General features: G+C 69.7%; 24 protein-coding genes and 1 riboswitch. Of the genes, 8 read left to right on the top strand and 16 right to left on the bottom strand.

Features of this window, described 5'->3' with window-relative positions; translation table 11 throughout:
- Position 1 precedes the first annotated feature (1 nt).
- Genes U2P90_RS16465 through U2P90_RS16455 form a run of 3 tightly spaced genes read right to left on the bottom strand, consistent with a single transcriptional unit; the run spans position 2 to position 2,903 of the window.
- Positions 2-355 carry a DUF1304 domain-containing protein gene (locus tag U2P90_RS16465; RefSeq protein ID WP_322472977.1) on the bottom strand — a complete coding sequence of 118 codons (354 nt, stop codon included), beginning with the start codon at positions 353-355 and terminating at the stop codon, positions 2-4.
- Positions 352-1,773 carry a glutamate--tRNA ligase gene (gltX, locus tag U2P90_RS16460; RefSeq protein ID WP_322472976.1) on the bottom strand — a complete coding sequence of 474 codons (1,422 nt, stop codon included), beginning with the start codon at positions 1,771-1,773 and terminating at the stop codon, positions 352-354. Before gltX ends, U2P90_RS16465 begins: the two co-directional genes overlap by 4 nt.
- 29 nt (positions 1,774-1,802) lie before the next feature.
- Positions 1,803-2,903, bottom strand: a complete 1,101-nt coding sequence (locus U2P90_RS16455) for a glycosyltransferase family 4 protein (protein WP_322472975.1) — start codon at positions 2,901-2,903, stop codon at positions 1,803-1,805.
- 169 nt (positions 2,904-3,072) lie between these two features.
- On the opposite strand from U2P90_RS16455, the gene U2P90_RS16450 reads away from it, so the two are divergent.
- Positions 3,073-4,368 carry a glycosyltransferase family 2 protein gene (locus U2P90_RS16450; RefSeq protein WP_322472974.1) on the top strand — a complete coding sequence of 432 codons (1,296 nt, stop codon included), beginning with the start codon at positions 3,073-3,075 and terminating at the stop codon, positions 4,366-4,368.
- A 12-nt stretch (positions 4,369-4,380) separates the two neighbouring features.
- Here U2P90_RS16450 and U2P90_RS16445 read toward each other — a convergent pair whose 3' ends face one another.
- From U2P90_RS16445 to U2P90_RS16420, 6 genes are all read right to left on the bottom strand, one after another.
- The gene (locus tag U2P90_RS16445) at positions 4,381-5,298 is read right to left on the bottom strand and encodes a bifunctional 5,10-methylenetetrahydrofolate dehydrogenase/5,10-methenyltetrahydrofolate cyclohydrolase (protein ID WP_322472973.1); all 918 of its coding nucleotides are present in this window, start codon (positions 5,296-5,298) and stop codon (positions 4,381-4,383) included.
- Positions 5,298-6,845 carry a bifunctional phosphoribosylaminoimidazolecarboxamide formyltransferase/IMP cyclohydrolase gene (gene purH / locus U2P90_RS16440; RefSeq protein WP_322472972.1) on the bottom strand — a complete coding sequence of 516 codons (1,548 nt, stop codon included), beginning with the start codon at positions 6,843-6,845 and terminating at the stop codon, positions 5,298-5,300. The genes U2P90_RS16445 and purH overlap by 1 nt, the downstream gene beginning before the upstream one ends.
- Before the next feature lie 44 nt (positions 6,846-6,889).
- Positions 6,890-6,977, bottom strand: a riboswitch (ZMP/ZTP riboswitch).
- A 19-nt stretch (positions 6,978-6,996) separates the two neighbouring features.
- Positions 6,997-7,401: a RidA family protein gene (locus tag U2P90_RS16435; protein WP_322472971.1), complete on the bottom strand. Its 405-nt coding sequence runs from the start codon at positions 7,399-7,401 to the stop codon at positions 6,997-6,999.
- 179 nt (positions 7,402-7,580) lie between these two features.
- Positions 7,581-8,141 carry a hypothetical protein gene (locus U2P90_RS16430; RefSeq protein ID WP_322472970.1) on the bottom strand — a complete coding sequence of 187 codons (561 nt, stop codon included), beginning with the start codon at positions 8,139-8,141 and terminating at the stop codon, positions 7,581-7,583.
- 42 nt (positions 8,142-8,183) lie between these two features.
- Positions 8,184-8,411 carry a hypothetical protein gene (locus tag U2P90_RS16425; RefSeq protein WP_322472969.1) on the bottom strand — a complete coding sequence of 76 codons (228 nt, stop codon included), beginning with the start codon at positions 8,409-8,411 and terminating at the stop codon, positions 8,184-8,186.
- Between the two features lie 63 nt (positions 8,412-8,474).
- Entirely contained in the window at positions 8,475-8,822 is a 348-nt protein-coding gene (locus tag U2P90_RS16420) for a winged helix-turn-helix transcriptional regulator (protein WP_295820638.1), read from the bottom strand.
- 88 nt (positions 8,823-8,910) lie between these two features.
- Here U2P90_RS16420 and U2P90_RS16415 point away from each other — a divergent pair, with 88 nt between their 5' ends.
- Together U2P90_RS16415 and U2P90_RS16410 are read left to right on the top strand one after the other, a co-directional pair.
- Positions 8,911-9,546 (top strand): nitroreductase family protein, encoded by a 636-nt coding sequence (locus U2P90_RS16415; protein ID WP_322472968.1) that lies wholly within the window; start codon positions 8,911-8,913, stop codon positions 9,544-9,546.
- Positions 9,547-9,640: 94 nt separating this feature from the next.
- Positions 9,641-10,633: a quinone oxidoreductase family protein gene (locus U2P90_RS16410; RefSeq protein WP_322472967.1), complete on the top strand. Its 993-nt coding sequence runs from the start codon at positions 9,641-9,643 to the stop codon at positions 10,631-10,633.
- Between the two features lie 539 nt (positions 10,634-11,172).
- Here the strand turns inward: U2P90_RS16410 and U2P90_RS16405 are convergent.
- The gene (locus U2P90_RS16405; RefSeq protein ID WP_322472966.1) at positions 11,173-12,783 is read right to left on the bottom strand and encodes an ABC-F family ATP-binding cassette domain-containing protein; all 1,611 of its coding nucleotides are present in this window, start codon (positions 12,781-12,783) and stop codon (positions 11,173-11,175) included.
- Between the two features lie 203 nt (positions 12,784-12,986).
- Between U2P90_RS16405 and U2P90_RS16400 the strand changes: the two genes are divergently transcribed.
- Complete coding sequence (locus U2P90_RS16400; protein ID WP_322472965.1) at positions 12,987-13,484, top strand: gluconokinase; 498 nt, start codon at positions 12,987-12,989, stop codon at positions 13,482-13,484.
- On the opposite strand, the gene U2P90_RS16395 is transcribed toward U2P90_RS16400, so the two are convergent.
- Entirely contained in the window at positions 13,481-14,293 is an 813-nt protein-coding gene (locus U2P90_RS16395; RefSeq protein ID WP_295823314.1) for a metal ABC transporter permease, read from the bottom strand. The genes U2P90_RS16400 and U2P90_RS16395 overlap by 4 nt on opposite strands.
- Positions 14,294-14,356: 63 nt before the next feature.
- Positions 14,357-15,079 (bottom strand): metal ABC transporter ATP-binding protein, encoded by a 723-nt coding sequence (locus U2P90_RS16390; protein WP_295823315.1) that lies wholly within the window; start codon positions 15,077-15,079, stop codon positions 14,357-14,359.
- 50 nt (positions 15,080-15,129) lie between these two features.
- Between U2P90_RS16390 and U2P90_RS16385 the strand changes: the two genes are divergently transcribed.
- A complete protein-coding gene (locus U2P90_RS16385) occupies positions 15,130-15,939 on the top strand; it encodes a GNAT family N-acetyltransferase (RefSeq protein ID WP_322472964.1) in 810 nt (269 codons plus the stop codon).
- 17 nt (positions 15,940-15,956) lie between these two features.
- Here the strand turns inward: U2P90_RS16385 and U2P90_RS16380 are convergent, their stop codons facing one another.
- From U2P90_RS16380 to U2P90_RS16370, 3 genes are all read right to left on the bottom strand, one after another.
- A complete protein-coding gene (locus U2P90_RS16380) occupies positions 15,957-16,841 on the bottom strand; it encodes a metal ABC transporter solute-binding protein, Zn/Mn family (RefSeq protein WP_322472963.1) in 885 nt (294 codons plus the stop codon).
- Between the two features lie 61 nt (positions 16,842-16,902).
- Entirely contained in the window at positions 16,903-17,148 is a 246-nt protein-coding gene (gene rpmB, locus U2P90_RS16375) for a 50S ribosomal protein L28 (protein ID WP_322472962.1), read from the bottom strand.
- Complete coding sequence (locus U2P90_RS16370; RefSeq protein ID WP_322472961.1) at positions 17,145-18,218, bottom strand: CobW family GTP-binding protein; 1,074 nt, start codon at positions 18,216-18,218, stop codon at positions 17,145-17,147. The genes rpmB and U2P90_RS16370 overlap by 4 nt, the downstream gene beginning before the upstream one ends.
- 114 nt (positions 18,219-18,332) lie before the next feature.
- Here U2P90_RS16370 and trxB point away from each other — a divergent pair, with 114 nt between their 5' ends.
- The 3 genes from trxB to pgm all read left to right on the top strand — a co-directional run bounded on the left by trxB (position 18,333) and on the right by pgm (position 23,963).
- Positions 18,333-19,322, top strand: coding sequence for a thioredoxin-disulfide reductase (gene trxB / locus U2P90_RS16365; protein ID WP_295823524.1), 990 nt, complete (start codon positions 18,333-18,335; stop codon positions 19,320-19,322).
- 872 nt (positions 19,323-20,194) lie between these two features.
- Positions 20,195-22,261 (top strand): hypothetical protein, encoded by a 2,067-nt coding sequence (locus tag U2P90_RS16360; protein ID WP_322472960.1) that lies wholly within the window; start codon positions 20,195-20,197, stop codon positions 22,259-22,261.
- Between the two features lie 67 nt (positions 22,262-22,328).
- The gene (pgm, locus tag U2P90_RS16355; protein ID WP_322472959.1) at positions 22,329-23,963 is read left to right on the top strand and encodes a phosphoglucomutase (alpha-D-glucose-1,6-bisphosphate-dependent); all 1,635 of its coding nucleotides are present in this window, start codon (positions 22,329-22,331) and stop codon (positions 23,961-23,963) included.
- 14 nt (positions 23,964-23,977) lie between these two features.
- Here pgm and U2P90_RS16350 read toward each other — a convergent pair whose 3' ends face one another.
- Complete coding sequence (locus tag U2P90_RS16350) at positions 23,978-24,508, bottom strand: hypothetical protein (RefSeq protein ID WP_322472958.1); 531 nt, start codon at positions 24,506-24,508, stop codon at positions 23,978-23,980.
- Positions 24,509-24,554 lie beyond the last annotated feature (46 nt).

The following is a 24,554-nucleotide window of genomic DNA, read 5'->3' as shown; positions in this document are numbered from 1 at the left end:
TTCAGCGGGCGAGCAGCACCGCCACGATCGCCAGCGCCGCCGGCACCGTCTGGATGAAGAGAATCCGCCGGTTGGCAGTCATGGCACCGTAGAGGCCGGCCACAGCCACGCAGATCAGGAAGAACAGCTGCACGGCAGGCGACCCGATGACCAGCCCCCACAGCAGCCCGGCGGCGAGGAAGCCGTTGTACAGCCCCTGGTTCGCGGCAAGGGTGCGTGTCTGGGCAGCGAACTCGGGCGTGGTGCCGAAGGCCCGCATGGCACGCGGCGTCTCCCACAGCACCATCTCCAGCACCAGGATGTACACGTGCAGCAGGGCGATTCCGGCGACCAGCACGGCGGCAACGGCGCTCACTGCACGGCCCTCGCGAGGCGTGACACGACCCGTTCCTGGCCCAGCGTGGCGAGCAGCTCCGGCAGATCGGGGCTCTCCATCGTCCCCGCCACGGCGGCCCGCACCGGCGGCATGACCTTGCCGAGCTTCAGCCCCTTCTCCTCGGCGTAGGCGTGGAACATGGCCTTGATGGAGTCGGCGTCGAAGGTCGGCAGGTTCTTCAGGCGGGCGGCGAGTTCCGGCAGCAGATCCCGTGCGCCGTCGATGGCCGCCTGCGCCTTCTCGTTCACGGCGTACTCCTCTGACCAGAAGTAGCCTGTCTTCTCCAGAAACTCGCTGAAGACCTCCATGCGCGGCGTCATCAGTCGCGTCACGGCACGGAAGTAGTCGTCAAGCGGCAGTTCCGATTTCTGACCCTGCAGGAAGGCGTGCAGGCGGCGGGCCACGTCGTCCTCGCTCAGCACCTCGCGCAGGTACTTGCCGTTGTACCAGCGCAGCTTGTCGAGGCTGAAGACCGGGCCGCCCAGGGTCACGTCCTCCAGCCGGAACACGCGCTCAAATTCGGCCAGGTCGAAGAGCTCGCGGCCGTCCGGGTGCGTCCAGCCCATGGTCGCCAGGAAGTTCAGCATCGCCTCGGGCAGGAAGCCCTGCTGCTGGTACCACTCGACGCTGGTGGGATTCTTGCGCTTGCTGATCTTGGACTTGTCGGCGTTGCGCAGCAGCGGCATGTGCGCCCACACCGGCTCCGGCCACGAAAAGGCGCGGTACAGCAGGATGTGGATGGGGGTGGAGGTGATCCACTCCTCGGCCCGCACCACGTGGGTCACGCCCATCAGGCGGTCGTCGACCACGTTCGCGAGGTGGTACGTGGGGAAACCGTCGGCCTTCAGGAGTACCTTGTCGTCGATCTCGCGGTTCTGGAAGTGGATGGGATCGCGCAGGGTGTCGTTCACGACCGTCTCGCCGTCACGCGGCACCTTCAGGCGGATCACGGCGGCCTCGCCCGCGTCGACCCGAGCCTGCGCTGCCTGCGGGTCGAGGTCGCGGCTGGGCACGTGGATCACGTGGCCGCCCGCCTGGGCCGCCTCGCGCAGGGTGGTCAGCTCCTCCGGCGTCTCGAAGGCGTAGTAGGCGTGTCCCGACGCCACGAGCTGCCGCGCATAGTCGCCGTAGAGGTCGAACCGCTCGGACTGCCGGTACGGGCCGTTCGGGCCACCCTGGAGGGGCGACTGATCCGGCGTCAGGCCCAGCCACTGCATCATGCGGAAGATGCGCGTCTCGCTGTCCGCCACGTAGCGGCCCCGGTCCGTGTCCTCGATCCGCAGGATGAAGGTGCCGCCCGACTGGCGGGCCAGGGTGGAGTTGAACAGCCCGATGTACGCGGTGCCCACGTGCGGGTCGCCGGTGGGGCTGGGGGCAATGCGGGTCACGACAGACATGAGGAACAGGATACGGGCCGCGCGGGGTCTCAGCGTCCGGCCACGTCCCGCAGCAGCCGCGCCACCTGCGCCGCCGTGCCGCCCGGGGTATGGGTTCGCGCCACGTGCTCACGGGCGGCCAGTCCCAGCGCCTGCGCCTTCTCGGGATGCGCCGCCAGCGCCCGCAGCGCCCACGCCAGCAGTCCGGGCTGCGGAGGCACGAGCAGGCCGGTCACGCCGTCCTCGATCAGTTCGGCCTGGGCCGGGATGGGCGTGGTGACCACCGGCAGGCCCGAGGCCATCGCCTCCAGCGTGACCAGCGACTGGTTCTCAGCCAGGGTCGGCTGGAGCAGCGCGTCGGCAGCGCGGTACAGCTCCGGCATGTCCCAGCGGCGGCCCAGGAAGCGGACATTGCCCAGCTTCAGTGTCCGCGCCAGCCCCCGCGCCAGCGTGCCCACCCCGGAGTCCATGTCGCCGGCAAACACGAAGTCCAGCCCCGGTGCCCGACGCGCCGCCAGGACGGCCGCCAGCTGATTTTTCTCGGGAGCGAAGCGCCCCGGTACCAGCACCGTGAAGCGCGTGAACTCCAGGCCGTGGCGCAGGGCCGTGCGCTCGGCGGGCGGTGCGGGCCGGAAGCGGTCGGTGTCCACCCCGTTGCGGACACTGTCCACGCGGGGCAGGCCGAAGGCCCGGTGCATGAATGCCTGCCCCCACGCCGAGACCGTCACGACCTGCTCGGCCGTGCGCTGCGGCGCGGCCTTGGTGCGGCGGTACACGGCGCGGTACACGTGGTTCAGGCCCGCCGGGTAGTGGTACTCCAGCTGGTCGTGGACGACCACGACGCGGGGCGCGGCCAGCCCGGGCAGCAGCGCCGCGTAGGTGGCCGGTTCCCAGACCTGCACGGCCCGCACGTCGGCTCCGCGTGTCAGGTCGGGCAGGGTGCCCAGACCGTCGTAGCGCGTGACCGGCACCCCCGCTTCCGTGAGCCGCTGCACGAGGCCATCCAGCGGCGCGGCGCGGTTCAGGTACACGTGGGGTGACACGCCGTGTGACTTCAGGCGGGGCAGGACATCGAGCAGCCAGACCTCGCTGCCAGCCACCCGCGGAGCGTCGGTGATGAAGGCGACATTCAGGACGGCGGGGGTGGGCACGCCCTAACTTTAGGGCGTCTGAGTGCGGTATCTGGGTCGCTGGTGTTCCGCCGTGCTTCTCATGGCCTGTTCGCTAGGGTGGACGGCAGCGGGAGCGGGCGGGGCGGATGGTACCGCGCGGCCGATCCGGCACCGGCCGGGGTGAACCTTGAGGGATGCGCTACGAATCATGCTGATGTTCTTCGACCTGGCCGGCCTGACCCTGCTGGCCATGTCCTTCGTGCAGACCGTGCTCGCGGCCGTGATGCCCGCCATCCGGCGCGGATCCGTGCCAGACCGGCCGGGCGAGGCCCTGCACTTCACTTTCCTGATTCCCGCCCTGAACGAGGGCCGGGTGATCGGCGCGACCGTTGCCACCCTGCGGTCGCTGGCCCCGGATGCCCACATCGCCGTGATCGACGACGGCAGCGACGACGACACAGCGGCGGTCGTCCGCGCGCTGAGCGATCATGACGCCTCCATCACGCTGCTGCGGCGCTTTTCCCCCCACGCACGGCAGGGCAAGGGGCAGGCGCTGAACTGGGCCGCCCGTTCCCTGCTCGGCGATCTGCAGGCCGCCGGCCGTGACCTGACCCGCGAGATCGTGGTGGTCGTGGATGCGGACGGCCGGATCACACCGGAGCTGCTGGACGAGGCGCGGGCGGCGATGGACGACCCCCTGGTGGCCGGTGCCCAGGCCCGCGTGATCATCCGCCCGTCCGGGGCCCGCCGAGGCGTGGGTCTCGTGATCGGCCGCGTGCTGGAGCGGCAGCAGGATCTGGAATTCTTCGTGATCCGTTCGGTGCAGCGCCTGCGCCACCGCTGGCGCTCGGTGGGCCTGTGCGGCAACGGGCAGTTCATGCGGGCCTCGTATCTGCACGACCAGATCACCCAGGGCGCCGCCGCGTGGCCGGACTGTCTGGCCGAGGACTTCGCGAGCGGGCTGGCGATGCGCCTGGACGCTCCACGCCACCGCATGGTCTTTCTGGAGGCGGCCGTGACCCAGCAGGGGCTGCCGAGCCTGCGCCGCTTCCTGCGGCAGCGGGCCCGCTGGGCCCAGGGCACCATGCAGTGCCTGCCCTACCTGCCGGGGCTGTGGTCAGGCCGGGTCGCGCTGGGGGCCAGACTGGATCTGAGCTACGCCATCCTGGCCCCGTGGCTGAACGCGGTCATCATCCTGTGTCTGCTCACCCAGCCGCTGCGCTGGCTGCTCGACACACGCGGCATCATCCTGAGTCCGGCGCTCAGCCTCACCATCGCGGTGGTGAACATCGGCCTGCAGTGGCAGTGGGTGCTGCGCTACCACCGGGGCCGGGGGCTGGGGGCGGTGCTGTTCACCCTGGTCAGTCAGCCGCTGTACGGCTTTGCGCTGTCGCTGGCGCTGCCCCTGGCGTACTGGAACCACTTCACGGGCCGGCGCACGTGGGACAAGACCGCCCGCCACCTGGAACCGGTCGAGCCGATCCAGGCCGTGAACGGCGACTGACGGGCCGCAGCCCTACTCGACCGGTTCTCCGCGCTGGAGCCGCACCGCCCGCACGAGGTTCTGGTACATCAGGGCGCTGGTCAGCGGCCCCACGCCACCGGGCACGGGCGACTGTGCCCGCACCGGCAGCCCCGGCGCGGCGTCCCCCTCGACCCCGCTACCCTCTTTCACGTTGATCCCGGCGTCGATGACGACATGGTGCGGCTGCACGTGCTCCGGCCGCAGCAGACCCGCCCGGCCGACGGCGACGACCACGGCGTCCACCCCGGCCAGCACGCTGCCCAGGTCGCGGGTGTGCTCGTTGCACACGGTCACGGTCACCCCCCGGTTGTTCAGCATGAAGGTCAGAGGCCGGCCCACCGTGCGCCCCGGCCCGACCACGGCCACCCGCCGCCCGCGCAGGTCGTCGCCCAGCACCGAGCGCAGCAGGAACCGCACGCTCCGTGGCGTGGGCGGCAGCAGCGCCTCCGGCTCCCGCCCCGCCGCGATCAGCGCGAGGTTGCCGGGCGTCAGGCCCTCCACGTCCTTGCGGTGGGCGACGTGCAGCAGGGCCTCGTCGGCATCCAGGCCGGGGGCCAGCGGCAGTTCCAGCATGATGCCGTGTACCGAATCGTCCCGCGACAGCCCGTCCAGCGCAGCGTGCAGGTCGTCCTGTGTGGCCGCCGCGCCCAGGTTACGCACGCTGAAGGCCACGCCCAGCTTGCGGGCCCGCCGAGCCTTGGCCTCCACATACACCGCCGACGCCGGATCAGCCGAGGCCAGCACACTGACCAGATGTGGCCGGAACGCCTCGGCCGCCTCCCATTCGCCCAGCGCGGCCCGGACGCCTGCCATGACGTCCTCGGCCAGGTGCTTGCCGGTCAGACTGTGCGGTTCTGCACTCTTCCCTCCGCTTCGCGGCTTTGCAAGTCCGCCGTCTGCCCTCTGCATCAGTGCTTGAAGTGCCGCGAGCCCGTGAACACCATGCTGATGCCCAGCTCGTTGCACGCGGCGATCACTTCGGGGTCGCGCTTGGCCCCGCCGGGTTGCAGGATGGCCGTCACGCCTGAGCGGGCGGCGAGACGCACCACGTCGTCGAAGGGGAAGAAGGCTTCACTGGCCAGCACTGCCCCCTGCGCGCTCTCGCCCGCGTTCGCCACGGCGCGTTCCGCGGCCCAGATGCGCGAGACCGCGCCCGCGCCCAGGCCCACGGTCACGCCACGTTTCGCGATCACCACGGCGTTGCTGCGGGCGTGCTTGACCGTCGCCCACGCGAAGCGGAGATCCAGCCACTCCTGCTCGGTCGGCTCGCGGGTGGTGACGGTCTCGGGGCACAGGTCGTCCCACGGCCGGGAATCCTTCTCCTGTACGGCGAAGCCGCCGGTCAGGGGGCGGACGTCGAGCACGCTCACATGCTGCTGCGGCCCGGCGATCAGCACGCGCAGATCCGGCTTCTTTTCCGCGAACCACGCGATGGCCTCGGTGCTCACGTCCGGGGCGATCAGCACTTCCAGGAAGGTGCCGCGCATGCTCTGCGCCGCGGCCAGATCGACAGGCCGGTTCACGGCGACCACGCCGCCGAACACGCTCAGGGTGTCGGCGTCGCGGGCGCGTTCCCACGCGGTCTTCACGTCGGCGGCCAGCGCCACGCCGCAGGGGTTGGCGTGCTTGACGGCCACGCACACCGCCGCGTGCTCCGGCACCGCCGCCTCCTGTGCCGACAGTTCCTGGCACAGCGTCCACGCGGCGTCGGCGTCGGTGAAGTTGTTGAAGCTCATGGGCTTGCCCGCCACCACCCGCGCATCGATGACCGGCCCGCTGGCACTCCCCAGGCGGTAGATCGCGCCCGGCTGGTGCGGGTTCTCGCCGTAGCGCACCTCGGCGGCCTTGTCCAGATTCAGCGTCAGGGTCTGGGGCAGCGTGGTCGGCAGCTCATCAGACGCGCCCTCCAGATACGCCGTGATGGCCGCGTCGTATTCGCTGGTGTGGCGGTACGCCTTGGCCGCCAGCCGCTGCCGGTCGGCCGGGGCGACCTCGTCCTGCAGGGCCAGCGGGTAGTCGGCGGGATCGACGAGCACCAGCACGCCGCTGTGGTTCTTCGCTGCCGAGCGGATCATGGCCGGGCCGCCGATGTCGATGTTCTCGACGACCTCGTCAAACGGCGCCCCCCGCGCGACCGTCTCGCGGAAGGGGTAGAGGTTCACGCACACCAGATCGATCGTGCCGATCCCGTGCTGGTCGAGCTGCCCCAGGTGGTCGTCGTCCCGCCGGGCCAGGATGCCGCCGTGAACCGCCGGGTGCAGCGTCTTCACGCGGCCGTCCAGCATCTCGGGGAAGCCGGTCACGTCGCTCACCTGCCGCGCCGCCACACCCGCGCCGGTGATCGAGGCGTAGGTGCCGCCGGTGCTGAGGATCTCCCAGCCGCGCTGTTCGAGTTGCCGCGCGAACTCGATCACGCCGGTCTTGTCGCTCACGGAAATGAGTGCCCGTCTCGCCATGTGTGTCCTCCGGTGCAGCGGACGCCCGCTCCACACAGGAAGCAGTGTCCGACCCAGGCGCGCGATCACGAAGAAGATTCCGGAGGCTCCCCCGTGGTCAGCCCACGTTCAGCGCCAGTCGCCCCCGCACTGCGTCCAGCATACCGCCCGTTCACGGGCCCACGGCGATGGCCTCGACCTCGACCCACAATTCCGGACGCACGAGGCCCGCGACCTGCACGGCGCTGCTCGCGGGCGGCGCGGCCGTGTTCACGAACTCGTCGCGCACCCGGCGAAACGCGGCAATGTCCTGCATGTCCGTCAGGAAGATGGTCAGCTTCACGACCGCGCCGAAGTCCAGGCCTGCCGCCGCAAGTACGTGCCCCAGGTTCCGGAACACCTGCCGTGCCTGCGCCTCGAAGTCATCTGCGCCGACCACGTTCCCATGGTTGTCCAGCGCGATCTGCCCGGAGATGTACACGGTACGTCCGCCCCTGACCTCGGCCGCGTGGGAGTACCCGGCGGGGCGGCCCAGATCCGGGGCGTGGATAAAGCGGACAGGCAGCTCGGTGGTCATGCACCATTGTCGCGCCCGGTGGTGAGGTCATACGGGACTGACGCGCTGCCCGGGCCTGCCGTGCCACGTCCGGCAGGTGCATTCGCCGCTCCGGGCCCGCGTGGCGTTCGTCCTCGCCTCGTCCGCCCGCGTGGTCGACTCACCTGGGGTCTGTACCAGGTGTTGTCAGGTGCACTGCGTCAGTTGCTGTTGCCGCTGCCGTCCGGCCCAGGATTGACCAGCGCGGCCGGTTCAGGGATGGTCACGGTGCCCCGGATGACGCTCTGGAGTTCGGCCAGCACGTCGCGTTCCTTCTCGTTGACCTGTTCGCCGCCGATGCCCAGGAAGCCGCCTTCCTTGGCGGCCTGCGACGTGCGCTCGGCCACCTGCATCAGCATGTCCTGATACGCGCGGGAATCCTCGGGGCTGGCCTTGGCCGAGACGAGCCACACGGCCTGGCGCACGGCCTGTACGTTCTGCTCGACCGCCTCCTGCATGTTCTTCGCGCGGTCGTCCTGCATCTCGCGGATCTCGTCGCGGCTGGGGCCAGTGCCCAGCAGGTCGGCGGCCATGGCCTCCATCAGGGGGGTGCGGCCCTCCCGGCTCACACTCTCCCGGATGCTGGCGGCGATGGCCTGGGCCTCGGCCAGCAGGCCGGTCAGGCCGCTGGGGCTGGCGGCCACGACGGCGGCACCTGCCCGGCCGGGGCCGGTCATGACGCGGAACCACTCTTCTTTCGTGAAGCTGTCCTTGAGGCTCATGTGCCAAGCGTATGGGGTGACCTTTGGGGTGTCATCCCCCCTTCATTCACGGGCCTTCACGTCCGACAGGTCGAAGCGAACCGCGTCGGTGTCCTCGGGCACGCTGACCGGATCGGGTTCCAGGCCGTGCGATCCGAACATGCCCCCCGCGACCAGCGAACCACCGACGGCGTCACCGGGCCGCCCGTCGCGCGGGACGAGGGGCTTCATGCGCCACGCCACCACGATCAGGACGAGTGGCAGCACGATGAAGATCAGGACGGCAACCATCCCGGCAGTGTGCCACGGCGGGAGAGGAAGAGACCCGGCACGGGAGGCCGGGTGAGGGGACGGTTACGCGCTCTGGGCTTCGGGTACCGGGCGCTGGAGGTGGTCGCGGCCCCACGCGTCGATCGCGTCAATGACCGACTGGAGCTGGCGGCCGGCGTGGGTCAGCGAGTACACGCTGCGGGCGAGCTTGCCGTGGCTGTCCTCGGTTCGCTTGCTGATGATGTTCAGCTGCTCCAGGTGTTCCAGGCGTTGCGTCAGGGTGGCGCTGTTGCACCCGCCGACGGCTCGGGCCAGTTCGTTGAAGCCTTTTTCGCCGTCCAGCAGAGAGCGCACGATGTGCAGCACCCACTTCTCCTGCAACACCCCGATCGCCCGGTAGACCGGGCAGAATCCAGTGTGTTCAGTGCTCATGGCAGAATCATACACCTGAACGCGATACAAAGTGCAGCCAAAGTCACATCACTTGACTTTGTAAAGCAGTGGGTTTATGGTGCCGGGTATGACGACCTTCACCGAGACCCGCCCCACCACCGACACCCTGACCATCACCGAGGCCATCGAGACCCGCCGCAGCATCCGCAAGTACGTCCAGGAACCCATGAACCAGGACGACCTGCACGAGATCCTGCGTCTTGCCAGCCTGGCCCCCAGCGCGTGGAACGCCCAGACGTGGCGCTTCGCGGTGGTGCAGAGCCCCGAGATCAAGGAGCAGCTGAAGGCCGCCGCCTACGGCCAGGGCCAGATCACCAGCGCTCCCGCCGTGATCGTCGTGTACTCCGACATGGAAGACACCCTGAACACCGTCGAGGAGACCGCCCACCCCGGCATGGGTGAGGAAGGCCGCACCGGTGCCCGCAAGACCTTCGAAGGAGCTTTCGGCGCTCAGGACGTCGCCCAGCGCGGCCAGTGGGGCCTGTCGCAGGCGAACATCGCCTTCGGCTTCCTGATGCTCGCCGCCCGCGGCAAGGGCTACGACACCGTGCCCATGCTGGGCTTCAACCCCCAGGCCGTGAAGGAACTGCTGGGCCTGCCCGAGCACGTCCAGTTCGCGGGCCTGCTGCCCATCGGCAAGCGCGCCGAGGAAGGCTTCCCCCACCACCGCCACAGCGTCGAGCGCATCACCAAGTTCTACTGAGTCCCAATCCGGTGGCGGGCCTGCGCTCGCAGGCGCACCGGACGCTCAAGACCGCTCCCACATCGGGGGCGGTTTTTCGTGTCCACTGGAGGGCATGAGCCCTGAATCCGCGAGCCAGGCCATCATCGTCCACGACTTCGGCGGCCCCGACGTCCTGCACTGGGAGCCGCGCTCCCTGCCGCAGCCCGGCCCCGGTCAGGTGCGCGTGCGCGTCACCGTGGGCGGCGTGAACTACGCCGACCTGCTCGCGCGGCAGGGGAGGTACGGCACGCGGCAGCCACCCTTCACGCCGGGGCTCGATGCCGTGGGCGTCGTGGAGGCGCTGGGCGAGGGCGTGTCCGGCCTGGATGTCGGCGGGCGGGTCGCGTGCTATCCGGCGGACGGCGGCTACGCCACGCATGTCGTGGCCAGCGCCGTGTTGTGTGTTCCGCTCCCCGACAGTGTGCCCGACGATCAGGCCGCCGCGCTGACCATGCTCGCCACCGCGTACGGCATCCTGATCAGCGCCGCCGACCTGCACCGGGGCGAGTCGGTGCTGATCCACGCCGCCGGGGGCGGGGTCGGGCACCTCGCCGTGCAGTACGCCCGCGCGCTGGGGGCGGGCCGGATCATCGGCGTGGTCGGCTCCGATTCCCGCGCCGCCTTCATCGAGGGCCTGGGTGTGGATGACGTGATCCAGCGCCACACCGAGGACTTCGCCGAACGCGTCACGGAGATCACCGGGGGGCAGGGCGTGGACGTCATTCTCGACTCTATCGGCGGCGACACGGCCGAGAAGGGCGCAGGCGTCCTCGCGCGCTTCGGACGGCTCGTCACGTATGGGCACGCCAGCGGTCGGCCTGGCCGGATTCCCACCGCGCCCCTGCACCGCGAGTGCCGCGCCGTGATCGGCTACAGCAACGGCACCCTGCGCCAGCACCGCCCCGAACAGGCCCGGCAGACCACGCTGGAGGCCCTGGAATATGTCAGGAACGGCGACGTGCGCGTGAACATCGGTGCCCGTGTGCCCCTGGCCGAGGCGGCGCGGGCACATGAACTGGTCGAGTCGGGAATGGTGGACGGGAAGGTGCTGCTGACGGTGGCGTGACGGTGGAGTGGTGTGCGGGCTGGGCGGAAGGTGTGCGCCTGCGGCGGGCTCCCCAACCCCCTGTCCCCACCGGGGATAGGGGGAGCGAAGCGCTGCGCTCGGCAAAGTGCGTGTTGGACTGCGCAGCTGGGCGTGTTCTCGGAGCTGTGGAGGTGACGTACCTGCCTCGTGCGTTCACGCCGTCAGCGCCCGCGCGCTTCGCGCACGACGGCATTCGGTTGGGGGCAGGGTGGGGGCTTCGGTTTATAGCTCCTTCCCCTTGAACCCTTGATGTGCATTGCGATAGATGGTGGCCAGGACGTCAGATTTTAGCCCCTCCCCCCTTGTGGGGGACTGGGACAGCTCGCACCGCGAGAGGCTGGGAGGGGGGTGACGGGCAGCGCCCGGCCTCGTTCTGGACGCTCACTATCCGTCTCATGCTGATGCTTGCCATTCGCATTTCACATCAGGCGTCTTGAGTGGGAACTCGTAGAGCTGCTTGCAGAGGGCTGGGAAGGGGCTGAACTGAAGCGTCGTCATAGTGCGCTGGGCACACATGCTCACCCGTCCTCCGCCACCCCGCCCGCGCCCACGCGCCACACCCGCGTCGCCACCCTCTGTACCAGCGTGCGGTCGTGGCTGGCGAACAGCACCGTGCCGGGGAAGGCCAGAAGCACGGCCTCCAGCGCCTCGATCATGCGGATGTCCAGGTGGTTGGTGGGTTCGTCCAGCACGAGCAGCTGCGCCCGCGTCACGCTCAAGCGGGCGAGGCTCAGGCGGGTGCGCTGCCCGCCCGACAGGCTGGTGAGCAGGGAGGCCGGGCCGGGGAGCCACAGCTGCGCGGCGACCTCGTGGAGCTGGTGTGGGGTCAGGAGCGCGTTGGCATCCAGCAGGGCGTCCCCCACGGTCTCCAGGCCGGTCAGTTCCTCGCCGTGCTGTCCGGCGACATAGTGGGTGAGCCCCACGCCCCACCGCACCTCTCCGCCGTGGGGCAGCGTGCCCAGGAGGGCCCCCAGCAGCGTGCTCTTGCCGCCCCCGTTCGGGCCGGTCAGCGCGACCTTCTCGCCGCGCCGGACGTGCAGGGTCATGCCCCCCAGCACCGGGCGGCCGTCGCGGCACACGCTCAGGTCGCGCACCGTCAGCACCTCGGCCGGGCCGGGCGGGGTGGCCTGGAGATCGATGCGCAGGATGCGGCGGTCGTCGAAGGGCTTGGCGGTGGCGTGGTCGTCCAGCCGCTCGATCTGCCGTTCCAGCCGCCGCGCCGCCGAGGCGTTCACGCCCTGGGCGTTCTGGGCCTTGCCCTTGGCGAGCAGCTTGTCACCGTCGCTGGCGCGTCTGTGGTTGTACTGCCCGGCGCTGCGCGCCTTGCTGGCCCGGCGGGCACGCTCCTCGTCCAGCGCGGCCCGCCGGCGCCGGTAGGCGTCGTGGTCGCGCTCCTGGGCCTCGCGCAGCACGGCCTTCAGGGCCATCGCCTCCGAGTAGGGGCCGGGATACACGGTCAGCCGCCCGCGTTCCAGTTCGGCGGTCTGCGTCGCCACGGCGTCCAGAAAGGCGCGGTCGTGGCTGGCCAGGACGAAGGCGGCGGCGCTGGAGGCGATCCACCCTTCCAGCCACCGTGCGCCGTCCACGTCCAGGTGGTTGGTGGGTTCGTCCAGCAGGTAGACGTCGGCAGGGGAGAGCAGCAGCCGGGCCAGCAGCGCCCGCCGCGCCTGCCCGCCCGAGAGCCGCGCCGCGTCCGCCCCGTCATCCAGGCCCAGGCCCGAGAGCACCCCCGCCGCCCGGGCCGCGAAGTCGTAGCCGCCGGCCAGCCGGTAGGTCTCCTCGGCCTCTGCGAAGGCGAGCAGGGCCGCGTCCGTGCCCTCACCCAGTGCGGCCGAGGCCACCTCGAAGGCCCGCTGGGCCTCCCGCAGTTCCGGTGGCGTCACGGCGCCCTGCAGCGTGCCGGTGCCGGCATCCTCCTGCTGGGCGAGCAGCGCCACGCGGCCCGTGATCACGGCAGTGCCCCCGTCCGGCGCGTCCAGACCGGCCATGCTACGCAGCAGGGTGCTCTTGCCGCTGCCGTTCGCGCCCACCAGCGCCAGCCGGGCACCGGGGCCGACCGCCAGATCGACATCCTCGACGACCACCACGTCGCCGTACGTCCGGGCGACCTTCCTCAGCTCTATCAACATGTGCAACTCCCTGCAGATCAGGCCACTCCACGCGGGGCGGGCGGCGACTTCAGACCGTGGATGCAGGGGTTACAGGCGCAAGAGGCAGGAGTCCTTTGAATGGGCGGCAGGGGAACGCCAGGGAACCTGGGGCTGGGTGCAGGATAAGCCTGCAGCGACTGAATAGGCCAGTCGGCGGACAGACGCGGGTATGCTCCGGTGGCATGTCATCCACCACGTCGGTCATCGTCATGGGCGTCTCGGGCAGCGGGAAGACCACGCTGGGTATCGCGCTGGCGGCGCGGCTGGGCTGGAATTTCGCCGACGCCGACGACTTCCACCCCGAGGCCAACGTGCAGAAGATGGCGCGTGGCGAGCCCCTGACCGACGCCGACCGGGCCCCGTGGCTGGCGACCCTGCACGGCGTCCTGGCGCGGCACGTGGCCGAGAACCGGCCACTGGTGCTGGCGTGCTCGGCCCTGAAGGAACGCTACCGTGCGACCCTGCGTGGCGATCTGGACGGCGTGCGGCTCGTGCATGTCCACGGTTCCCGCGACCTGATCGAGGCGCGGATGCGGGCGCGCGAGCATTTCATGCCGCCCAGCCTGCTGGACTCGCAGTTCGCGGCACTGGAAGCCCCCACTGACGCCATCGTGGTCGATATCGCCCGTCCGGTGGCCAAGGAGGTCGAGGTGGTCGTGCAGGCGCTGGAGCTGGCCTAGGCGTCCCGCCGCCGCAGCAGCAGGGCGAGCAGGAACACCGCCGTGTTCACGAGCACGATGGTCGCCCCCGGCGCGGTGTCGAGGTAATAGCTCAGGTACAGCCCGGCGACCCCGCCTGCGCTGCCCAGCACGGCGGCGAGCAGGATCATCTTCTTCAGGCTGCGGGCCAGCAGGCGGGCAGCGGCGCTCGATGTGATCAGCAGGCTCACGCTCAGGGTCGTGCCCACCAGCTGCACGGTGAGCACGACGACCAGCCCGATCAGCACCAGCAGCAGGTTGTTCAGGCGGCGCACCGGCAGGCCCACCGCCCGCGCCTCGGTCGGGTCGAAGGACGCCAGCAGCAGTTCCTTCTGGATGGCGGTCAGCAGGCCGCCCACGACCACGGTCACGCCCAGGGCGCCCCACAGGTCGGCCGCGCTGACCCCCAGCGGATTGCCGATCAGGAACGAGCTGAGATCCGTGGTGAAGGTCGGCGCCCGCGACAGGAGCACGATCCCGAGCGAGAACATCCCCACGAACACGATCCCGATGGCGCTGTCCTGCTTGAGGCCCCCCCTCCCTCCGATGGCCCCGATGCCCAGCGCTGTCAGCACGGCGGCGACCATGGCCCCCACCAGCAGGTTCCCCTTCGTCAGGAACGCCGCGACGATGCCCGGAAAGACCGCGTGGCTCATGGCGTCCCCGATGTAGCTCAGCCCGCGCAGCACCACCCATGCGCCGATCAGCGCACACAGCACGCTGACCACCACGACCGCGACCAGTGCCCGGACGAAGAAGTCGAACTGGAGGGGATCGGTCAGGACGTGCATGGACGTTCCGTGGAGGGGTGAGGTCGGCCCGCTGTGCCCGGTCTGCGGCGCTCGTCCAGTGGCCTAGGCCTCGGCATGCATGTGCCCCAGGTGGCTCGAACTGAACGTCCGCTCGATGTTCTGCGGTGTGTAGACCTCGTCCGGAGTGCCGCTGGCGACGATCCGGCGGTTGATCAGCACGAGGTGGTCGCACCAGCGCCGGGCCTGTTCCAGGTCGTGGGTGACCATCACGACCGCCCGGCCCCGGTCGGCCTCGGCGCGCAGCAGGGCCATCAGGCTCTCCTGGGTGGCGGCGTCCACGCCGGTCAGGGGCTCGTCGAGCAGCAGCAGGTGCCCGCGCCGGGCCAGCATGCGGGCCAGCAGCACCCGCTGGCGCTGCCCGCCCGACAGCGCCCCGATGTGCCGGTGGCGCAGGTCATACACGCCGGTCTCCTTCAGGGCCCCCTCGACGATCTCGCGGTCCTTGCGGCCCGGAAAGCGCAGCCAGCCCAGGCGGCCGGTGCGGCCCATCATGGCGACGTCCCATACCGTCACGGGGAAGCCCCAGTCCAGCGTCTGCTGCTGCGGCACGTAGGAGATGCAGCCCCGGGCGGTGTGGCCAGGGTCGAACTGCACGGCCCCCGCGTGATCCGGCAGCAGACCGACCAGCGTGCGCAGCAGCGTGCTCTTGCCCGCCCCGTTCGGCCCGATGATGGCGCTGAACTGCCCCGCCTCGAAGCGCACGGTGGCATCTTCCAGCGCGATCTGTGGGCCGTAGGCGACGGTCAGGTGGTTCACGCCGAGCATCAGGGCAGGATACGCCCTGGAGAGCCGGGCCGGAGGCGTACGCTGCGGCCATGTCCAGCGTGCCGCCCGAGTCCGATCCCGCCCGCCTGCTCGCTGCCTACGACGCCCAGCTGCGCGAGGACGCCGAGATGACGGCCGCCGACAGCGTGAGCCGCGACGGCCCGCTGCTGAGGGGCGTGTTCGGGAACCGGGGGTTCGTGACCTACCGCGACCTGGGCGGCCTGGAGGGCGCGGCGCTGGACGCCGTGATCGCGCGGACTGTGGCGCACTACGGCGCGCAGCCCCAGATCGACACCTTCGAGTGGAAGACACGCGGCCACGACGCGCCGGCCGACCTCCCGGAGCGCCTGATCGCGCACGGTCTGATGCCGGCCGAGGTCGAGACCGTGATGGTCGGGGCGGCGTCGGCGCTGGCCCGGCGTACACCCCTGCCGGACGGTGTGACGGTGCGCCGCATCGACGACCAGTTCGACCCCCTGCCCGACATGCGGCGCATGGCTGCCGCACAGGACGTGATCTTCGGGGGTTCGATCGGCCTGGAGATCCTGCTGCGTGGTCTGGAGCGCCGTCCCGACTCGACCGAGCTGTGGATCGCGGAGGCGGGCGGCGAGGTCGTGTGCGCGGGCCGGCTGGAGGTCGTTCCGGGCAGCGAGTTCGCGGGCCTGTGGGGGGGCGGCACCCTGGAGGCGTGGCGCGGCCGGGGCATCTACCGTGCGCTGGCCGCCGCCCGTGCGCAGTCGGCCGTCTCTCGCGGCGTGCGCTACCTGCACAGCGACTGCACGGCCATGTCCCGGCCCATCCTGGAGCGCAGCGGCCTGGTGCCCGTCACGACGACCACGCCGTACCTGTGGCGGCGCTGAGCCTCCGGACACGCCGCTCACTTCAGAGCCTTCACCATGATCTCGACATTCGCCCTCAGCGCCTTCAGGAAGGTGTCGCCGCTGCTGCCCTTTGGCCCCAGCGCGTCCGTGTACAGCGGCGGGGCCACCTTCGCGCCGGTCTCGGTCGCCAGGGTGCGGGCCAGACGGTCGTTCACGGTGTCCTCGGTGAAGATCACGCGGGTGCCGCTCTTCTTCACGTTCTGGATCAGCGCCGCCAGTTCGCGGGCGCTGGGCTCGCGTTCGGTGCCCAGGCCCGGCAGCACCGTGCCGGTCAGGGTCAGGCCGTAGTGCGCGGCAAAGTACGCCAGCGCATCGTGATTCGTGACGATCTTCTTCTGCGCGGGCTTCAGCGTGGAGAACTGCGTCTGTGCCCACGCGTCCACGCCGGCGAGCTGTTTCAGGTACGCGGCAGCGTTCTGCGCGTAGGTGGCCTTCCCAGCCGGGTCGGCGGCGCTCAGGGCAGCCTGGATGGTGCGGACATACCCGGCCGCCAGGGTCGGATCCCACCACGCGTGCGGGTCGCGGGGGCCGCCGCTGCCGGTCTCGCCGGGCGCGGGGCGCAGCGTCAGGCCGGCAGTCACGGTCACGGCCTTCACGCCGGGGTTCGCGGCCTGCACCTTCGGCAGCCACGGTTCCAGGTTGGCCCCGTTCAGGAACAGCACGCGGCTGCCCGCCAGCCCCCGGATCACGCGGGTGGTGGGCTGGAAGGTGTGCGAGTCGGCCCCGGCCGGGATGATGGTGTTCACGGTCACGCGCTGGCCGCCGACATTCTTCACGAAGTCGGCCACGATCGAGGTGGTGGCGCTCACCGGCAGGGGCGCGGCGTGGGCGACGGACGCGCCGGCGAGGATCACGAGGCTGGACAGGTAGGTGGTGGTCATGGGTGGACTCCGTGCAGGGATGGGGACGATGGTCGGGTGAGCCGGGCGTGCGGGCGGCGGACTATGCCAGTTCCACGCCCGGAAAGCCTCCCCGCGCCAGGGTGCGCAGGGCGTTCGTGCTCAGCCACACGCGCCGCAGCTGCCCGTGCTCGCGGATGGTCTTCTTCTGGAGGTTGGCGTGCTGGGTGCGGGCGCTGATGCCCGTGACCTTGCGGCCCACCCCGCCCTGGGCGCGGGCCCGGCCCCGGCGGGTCACGCGGTTCACCACGTGGCCGCCCTTGCCGGTCAGGTAGCACGTGCGGCTCACCGTGCCCCCGCCGGCGCGGCCACCGCGCTGTCGAGCAGGTGGTGCAGCGCGACCGGGTCGAGCCCGTGGCCGATGAACACGATCTCGCTGTGGGCCTGTGCCGGGTCGTGCCACGTGCCCGCCTGCTCCAGCGCGAGCTGCCGCCCGGTGTGGTTCCACAGGGTGGCCATGCCGTCGCCCAGGTTGACCCAGCCCTTGCTGCGGATCACGTTGCGCGGCAGTCCCTGGCACAGCGCGTGCTGGAAGCGCTCCGGGTCGAAGGGCACGTCGCTGCGGTACACGACGGTGCCCAGGCCGTAGGTCTCGGATTCCGGCGTGTGTTCCTTGCCCAGTTCGGCCATCCACGCGTCGAGCTGCATGCTGGCCTCCGGGTCGAACAGGCCCACGCCGAGCAGTTCCTCGGCGGGCAGCGTGCCCCGCACGGCCTCCAGCACCCGCGCCCGGGGGTTGGTGATCCCAACCAGCTCGCGCAGGCGCTGCACGTCGTCGGGGGTCGCCAGGTCGGTCTTGTTCAGCACCACGATGTCCGCGAACTCCAGCTGCTCGGCCAGCAGCTCCCCGAAGCCGCGCTCCAGGTCGTCGCCGGGGATGCTGTCCTGACGGTTCCACAGCTCGAAGAACTGGGCGCTGTCCACCACCGTGATCATGGCGTCCACGTGCACCCGGCCGATCAGATCCGGAATGGCGGGCTGGCCGGGTTCTGCCGTGATCTCCAGTTCCTCGGGGGTCAGGCAGAAGCTCTGCGCGATGGGCAGCGGTTCCCCGATCCCGGTGCTCTCGATCAGGATGGCGTCCAGGTCGCGGGTGGCGAGCAGCTCGTCCACGGCGTGCAGCAGGTCGCCGCGCAGGGTGCAGCAGATGCAGCCGTTGGACAGTTCGGTGATGTGTTCATCGGTCTTCACGATCAGCGAGGCGTCGATGTTCACCGCTCCGAACTCGTTGACGATCACGGCGGTGCGCCGGCCCCCGGTCTGGGAGAGCAGGTGATTCAGGAGCGTGGTCTTGCCCGCGCCCAGGAAACCGCACAGGACGGTGATGGGAACGGACGCAGCAGGAAGGGAGGCGGTCATGGCCTGAGAATGATAATTCATTCTCAATAAGCAGGCAAGGGTGGGCTGATGCTTTACAAAGTAAAGTGTGCCCCGCTGACCATCCGAAAACGTGCCCGGTGCTACGCTTGAGCCATGACCAGTGCTTCCACCGAAATCCAGAAATACGACGTGGTGATCGTCGGCGGTGGCCCCGCCGGACTCACCGCCGCGATCTACACCGGCCGCGCCAGCCTGAGCACCCTGATCCTGGAGAAGGGCCTGCCCGGCGGCCAGATCGCCCAGACCGAGGAGGTCGAGAACTACCCCGGCTTCCCGGAACCGATCGCGGGGATGGAACTCGCCATGCGCATGCAGCAGCAGGCCGAGAAGTTCGGCGGGAAGATCGAGATGGACGAGGTGCAGTCGATCGTCCGCAGCGACGACGACACCGAACACGAGTACCCTTTCACCGTGACCGGCTACAGCGCCTCCTACCGTGCCAAGGCGGTGATCCTCGCCACCGGCGCGAACCCCAAACGCCTGCACATCCCCGGCGAGGAGCACTTCTGGGGCAAGGGCGTCTCGACCTGCGCCACCTGCGACGGCTTCTTCTACCGCGGCAAGAAGGTCGTCGTGATCGGCGGGGGCGACGCCGCCGTCGAGGAAGGCCTGTTCCTCACCAAGTTCGCCGACGAGGTCACGCTGATCCACCGCCGCGACAGCCTGCGCGCCAACAAGGTCGCCCAGGCCCGTGCGTTCGCCAACCCCAAGATGAAGTTCGTGTGGGACACCGTTCCTCTGGAAATCCAGGGTGACCAGTCCGTGACCGGCGTGCGCCTGAAGAACCTCAAGTCCGGCGAGGAATACGACATGCCTACCGACGGCGTGTTCATCTTTATCGGTCACACGCCCAACACCGAGTTCGTGCAGGACACCGTCAAGCTCCGCCCCGACGGCTACGTGGACGTCACCGACGAGATCTACACCAGCGTGCCCATGCTGTTCGCCGCTGGCGACGTCAGCGACTACATCTACCGCCAGCTCGGCACCAGCGTCGGGGCCGGCACCCGCGCCGCCATGAGCGCCGAACGTGCCCTGGCTGCCCTCGAAGTGCAGGGCGAGGCCACCGCAGCAGACGACTGAGGCAGAACAGAGCAGCGCCCCGCCGATTGTGGATGGCGGGGCGTTACCTTTGTCTGGGGCATGAAAATATAGGACCATCTCTGATCAATCCACCGTGTCTGTTGGAAAGTGCCGTAAAGCCTGAATAGGCGCATAGAATTTAGACGTTCATGCTGTACGAAGCCCTCAGCGCTATTTGATTGTAATGCCCGTATCGGAACGGTAGTCGACCGTCACTCGGTCGAGCGGCCCGGACGAGACCCTGACGGACAGGGAGGCCGAGTTCTGCCTGGAAGAACAGATGACGGTGTGAATATAGCGGTCAACACCTCTTATCTCACTGGGAATCAGAGAGATGGAGGCTGTTCCTGCATCCGATACAGTAAATATCGGTTCATTGTATATTGGAGACCCGACGTGAGATTGATATCGGTACGTGTAGATGTTCGTTACATCTAGACTTCCGCTGAACACCTGCACCTTCCAGATGACATTCCGACAGGAATCGATGGCGGCCTGTCGTATCTCGATTTGTGGTGAATATGCAGAAATGGGCGCTGATGAATTTGCGCAGCTTTCCAGAAACACAGAGCCAACGAGAGCAATACCCATTGATACGCGCTTGATAGAGTCCATCAATCCCTCCTCTGGTTCCTACTTCAACACCCCAGCCCACACCAGCAGCAGCCACAGGATCACCGGGATCGCCAGCGAGCCGACGATCAGCTTGATGAGCCGCCACCAGTCGTTCAGGAATTCCCGCATGCGCCCAGGCTAGCAGGGGCAGCGCGCGGCGTCCGGGTCGTGGCGCACCCTCCCGGAAGTGGGGCAGCGCGGGCGGGGCATGGCGTCCTAGAATCGGGTGTGCCGCCGGAACGCCGCCGCGGGTGCCCATGACCTCGACCGTGACGCCGGTGTACGGCGCGCAGGGCGAGCAGGTCGTGCTGGGCCGCGAGCTCGGGCACGGCGCGCGCGCGGACGTGTTCCTGCTGCGCAACCGCCCGGATCTGGTCGCCAAACGCTGGCGCGACGAGCTGAAACCAGGGGAGGCCGCGCACCTGCGGGCGCTGGTGGCCGCCCACACGCCGGAACTGGAGGCCGTGAGCACGTGGCCTGTGAACACCCTGCACGACCACCGGGGCAGGGTGCTGGGGCTGGTGCGGCCGTACGTGAACACCGGCGACTTCCGCGAGGTCATCCACCTGTACTCCCCGGCGCTGCGGGCGCGGGCGTTCACGGGGACGGGCTGGGCGTTCCGGGTGCGGGTGGCGGCGGCGGTCGCGCAGGCCTTTGCGGCGCTGCACGGCGCGGGGCAGGTCATGGGCGACGTGAACCCGCTGCACGTGCTCGTGTCGTCGCAGGGGCGGGTGCGGCTGGTGAACGTGGACGCGTGGCAGCTCACGGCGGGCGGCGAGGTGTACCGCACGCCCACCGCCACCGCCCTGTTCCTGCCGCCCGAGTTGCAGGAGCGGGAGCTGGAGGGCATGACCCGCACCGCGCAGCACGACGTGTTCGGGCTGGCCGTGCTGGTGTTCCTGCTGGTGTTCGACGGCCGGCACCCCTACGCGGGCGTGCCGGCGCAGGGCGACGTGCCCGTGCCCGCCCGTGCCATTGCCGAGGACGCCTACGCGTACGCGCGGCCCCCGCGCCCCGGCGTGCGCCCCCCGCCCGAGGGCCTGCCCATGACGGCGCTGCCGCCGGCCCTCCAGGGGCTCTTCGCCGCGGCGTTCGCGCCCGCGCACGCAGAGCGCCCGACGGCGGCCGAGTGGGCGCGGGAACTCGGCATCCTGGCCGACACCCTGGTGGCCTGCGAGCGCGACGACGCCCACCAGCACGAGATCGGCGCGCCGTGCCCGTGGTGCGAGCTGGAGGCCATCCGCGAGGTCTCGCCCTTCACGTCCGACCGCCACGGCCCCGAGGGGAGCGCGCAGGCCGCGCAGGTGGAGGCGCTGTGGCAGGGCGTGATCCACGTGCCCGCCCCGGAACGCCTCCAGCCCCCCGCGGAGCCCGCCGCGCTGCCGGAACTGCCCCTGAACCTGCCCACCCCACCCAACGCCGTCGCGGAGGCGCAGGTGGAACGCGCCCTGCGATGGACGCTGCGGATCCTCGTGCTCGTGCTGCTGTTCGGCGCGACCTTCGCGGTGCAGCGCTCGGTGGTCGCCGGGCTCGTCATCCCCGCGCTGCTGGTGCTGGCGTTCACGGTGGGCCGCCGGGTGTCGGTGGACTGGGACGCCATGATCGAGGGCTACCAGAACTGGGAGGGCCGCCTGACCGAACGCCTGTTGCCCGCCCGCGGGAAGTGGCAGACGTACCACACGGCGCTGGCCGCACGCCGCGCCGAGGTGGACCGCGAGCTGGACGACCTGCGCGCCCGGCAGCGCGCCCTGGAGGAGCGCCTGACCCGCGAGAACGCCCGCGCCGAGTACGACCGGGACTTCGCGGCCCTCGACGCCCAGCGCCGCGCGCTCCTGCAGGGCGAGGAGCGGCAGTGGACGGCGGTCGAGGCGCTCGTGCTTCAGCGGCGCGAGCGGGCCACGCTGGACTTCCTGAAGCGCCAGCCGATCCGCGCGGGCATCCTGCCTTACTTCACGACCCGCCACGAACTGCAGCTCGCGGGCGTGGGCCTGCGCACCGCCGCCGACGTGACCGCCGCCCGCGTGGACGACGCCCCGGAGGGCTGGCGGCCCGCCCTGATCCTGTGGCGGCAGGGCCTGGAGGACTACCTGCCCGTCAGCGTGGATCTCGTGAGTGCGGAGCAGGTGCAGGCCGTGCGCGCCGAGCACCGCGCCCGCTGGGACGAGGGCTTCGAGGAGTACCGCCGCGCCGTGAACGCCTTCCGCGCCGCCCGCTGGGGCGCGGAGCAGGCCGCCGTGCAGGCCGAGCTGGGCGACGTGGCCGCACAGGTCGCCCAGCACCAGCGGGCCCTGAAGACCCTGGGCGGCCTCGCCCGGCAGGGGTAGCGCCCCCGGCTTCACGCTGTCTTGCCACAGCCGGCCCCCGCAACGGCGAGTTCCCTACACTGCCGGTATGACCCTCAGCGAACTGGCCGGCCAGACCGCCCCTCAGAGCCTGCTGACGAACATCCCGCGCCTCGTCGCGCACTACTACGAGACCAAACCCCTCGCCAGCGACCCCCTGCAGCGCGTCGCGTTCGGCACCAGCGGGCACCGCGGCACGTCCCTGGCCGGCACCTTCAACGAGAACCACATCATGGCCGTGTCGCAGGCCGTCGCCGAGCACCGCGCCTCACAGGGCATCGCCGGGCCGCTGTACATGGGCCTCGACACGCACGCCCTGTCGGAACCCGCGTGGATGACCGCGCTGCAGGTGCTCGTCGCCAACGGCGTGCGGGTGCGGGTGCAGCCGGGCAGCTTCACGCCCACGCCCCTGGTCAGCCACGCGATCCTGGAACACAACCGGCGCGGCACGGACGGCACCGCCGACGGCATCGTCATCACGCCCAGCCACAACCCCCCGCAGGACGGCGGCTTCAAGTACAACCCGCCCAGCGGCGGCCCCGCCGACACCGACGTCACGAAGGTCGTGCAGGCGCGCGCCAACCAGATCCTGGAGGACGAACTGCGCGACGTGCAGCGCGTGTCCCTGGAAGACGCCATGGCGGGCCTGGAGGAGTTCGACTTCATCACGCCGTACGTCGAGCAACTCGGCACGGTCATCGACCTTGACGCGATCAAACAGAGCGGCGTCCACATCGGCGTCGATCCGCTGGGCGGGGCGAGCCTGCCGGTGTGGCAGGCCATCCAGGCGCGCTACGGCCTGAACCTCGAGATCGTGAACACGATCATCGACCCCAGCTTCGCGTTCATGAGCGTCGACCGGGACGGCAAGATCCGCATGGACTGCTCCAGCCCCTACGCCATGGCCGGCCTGCTGCGCCTCAAGGACGACTTCGACGTCGCCATCGGCAACGACCCGGACAGCGACCGCCACGGCATCGTCACCGCCGACGGCCTGATGAACCCGAACCACTACCTCGCCGTCATGATTGAGTACCTGTTCCAGAACCGCCCCGGCTGGCGCGCGGACGCCGCCATCGGCAAGACCCTGGTGAGCAGCGCTCTGATCGACCGCGTGGGCGCGGGCATCGGCCGGAAGGTGGTCGAGGTGCCGGTGGGCTTCAAGTACTTCGTGAGTGGCCTGCTGGATGGCTCCTTCGGCTTCGGCGGCGAGGAGAGCGCGGGCGCGAGCTTCCTGCGCATGGACGGCGGCGCGTGGAGCACCGACAAGGACGGCCTGATTCCCGGCCTGCTCGCCGCCGAGATGACCGCGAAGACCGGGAAGACGCCCAGCCAGCGCTTCGCCGACCTGACCGCCAAGTATGGGGCCACCGCCTACGACCGCCAGGATGCGCCCGCCACGCCCGACCAGAAGAAGATTCTGGGGAACCTCTCGCCCGAGCAGGTCACGGCCACCACCCTGGGCGGCGACCCGATCACCGCGAAGCTCACGCGGGCACCCGGCAATGGCGAACCCATCGGCGGCCTGAAGGTCACCACCGATCAGGCGTGGTTCGCCGCCCGCCCCAGCGGCACCGAGGACGTGTACAAGATCTACGCCGAGAGCTTCCGGGGCGCAGACCATCTGAAACAGGTCATGGACGAGGCGCGGGATGTGGTGGGGGCGGCGCTGGGGGGGAAGTAGGCAAAGCTGGATATTCAGTCGATGGCAAGCCGACGGAATAAGTCTGAACTGATCGCCTCTCCGTGACCTTTGAATGGAACAATGAAGCGTCTCACTTTTTCGTGCCTCCAGCCGCTGATTTTTAAGAGTGCCTCCAGATACTCCACTTTGAGGTCAGGCTGATGGATCTGATCGAGGCAGTCGATCATCTCCTCGGAAACCTCTCTCAACTGCACAGCCAGAACACCAACTGCTGTGGTTGGGACGCCGAGGTCATTAAGAGCGGAGGACTGCTGACCGCCGATCAAATTGAAGAGATTCCTGATGAATACATGCTCGCGGGGGAACTGGTAGTGGAATCCCGCCAAAAAAAGAGCGTCCTGCTTCACCCAGACGTCGTTGGACGAGAATCGGTCAAGAAGTAGAGGAAGCAGTTCTGGATTTTCCTCCTCGGCCAGGGCGTGGATAGCTCTCGATAGCTCCCTATTGGACATGGCGTGGCGAAAGGCTTCATCGGTACCCAGGTAAGGTTCAACAGCTTCAAAGGGGGTGGGCGGGCTTTCCATAGTCAGCCGGATTCTTCCACCATTGCCCCCAAAGTGGTGTCTGGAT

Origin of the sequence: Deinococcus sp. AB2017081 (genome assembly GCF_034440735.1) — a bacterium.
GTDB lineage: Bacteria > Deinococcota > Deinococci > Deinococcales > Deinococcaceae > Deinococcus > Deinococcus rufus.
Note: the sequence above shows the minus strand (reverse complement) of the source record. Positions and strands in the feature narration are given on the sequence as shown.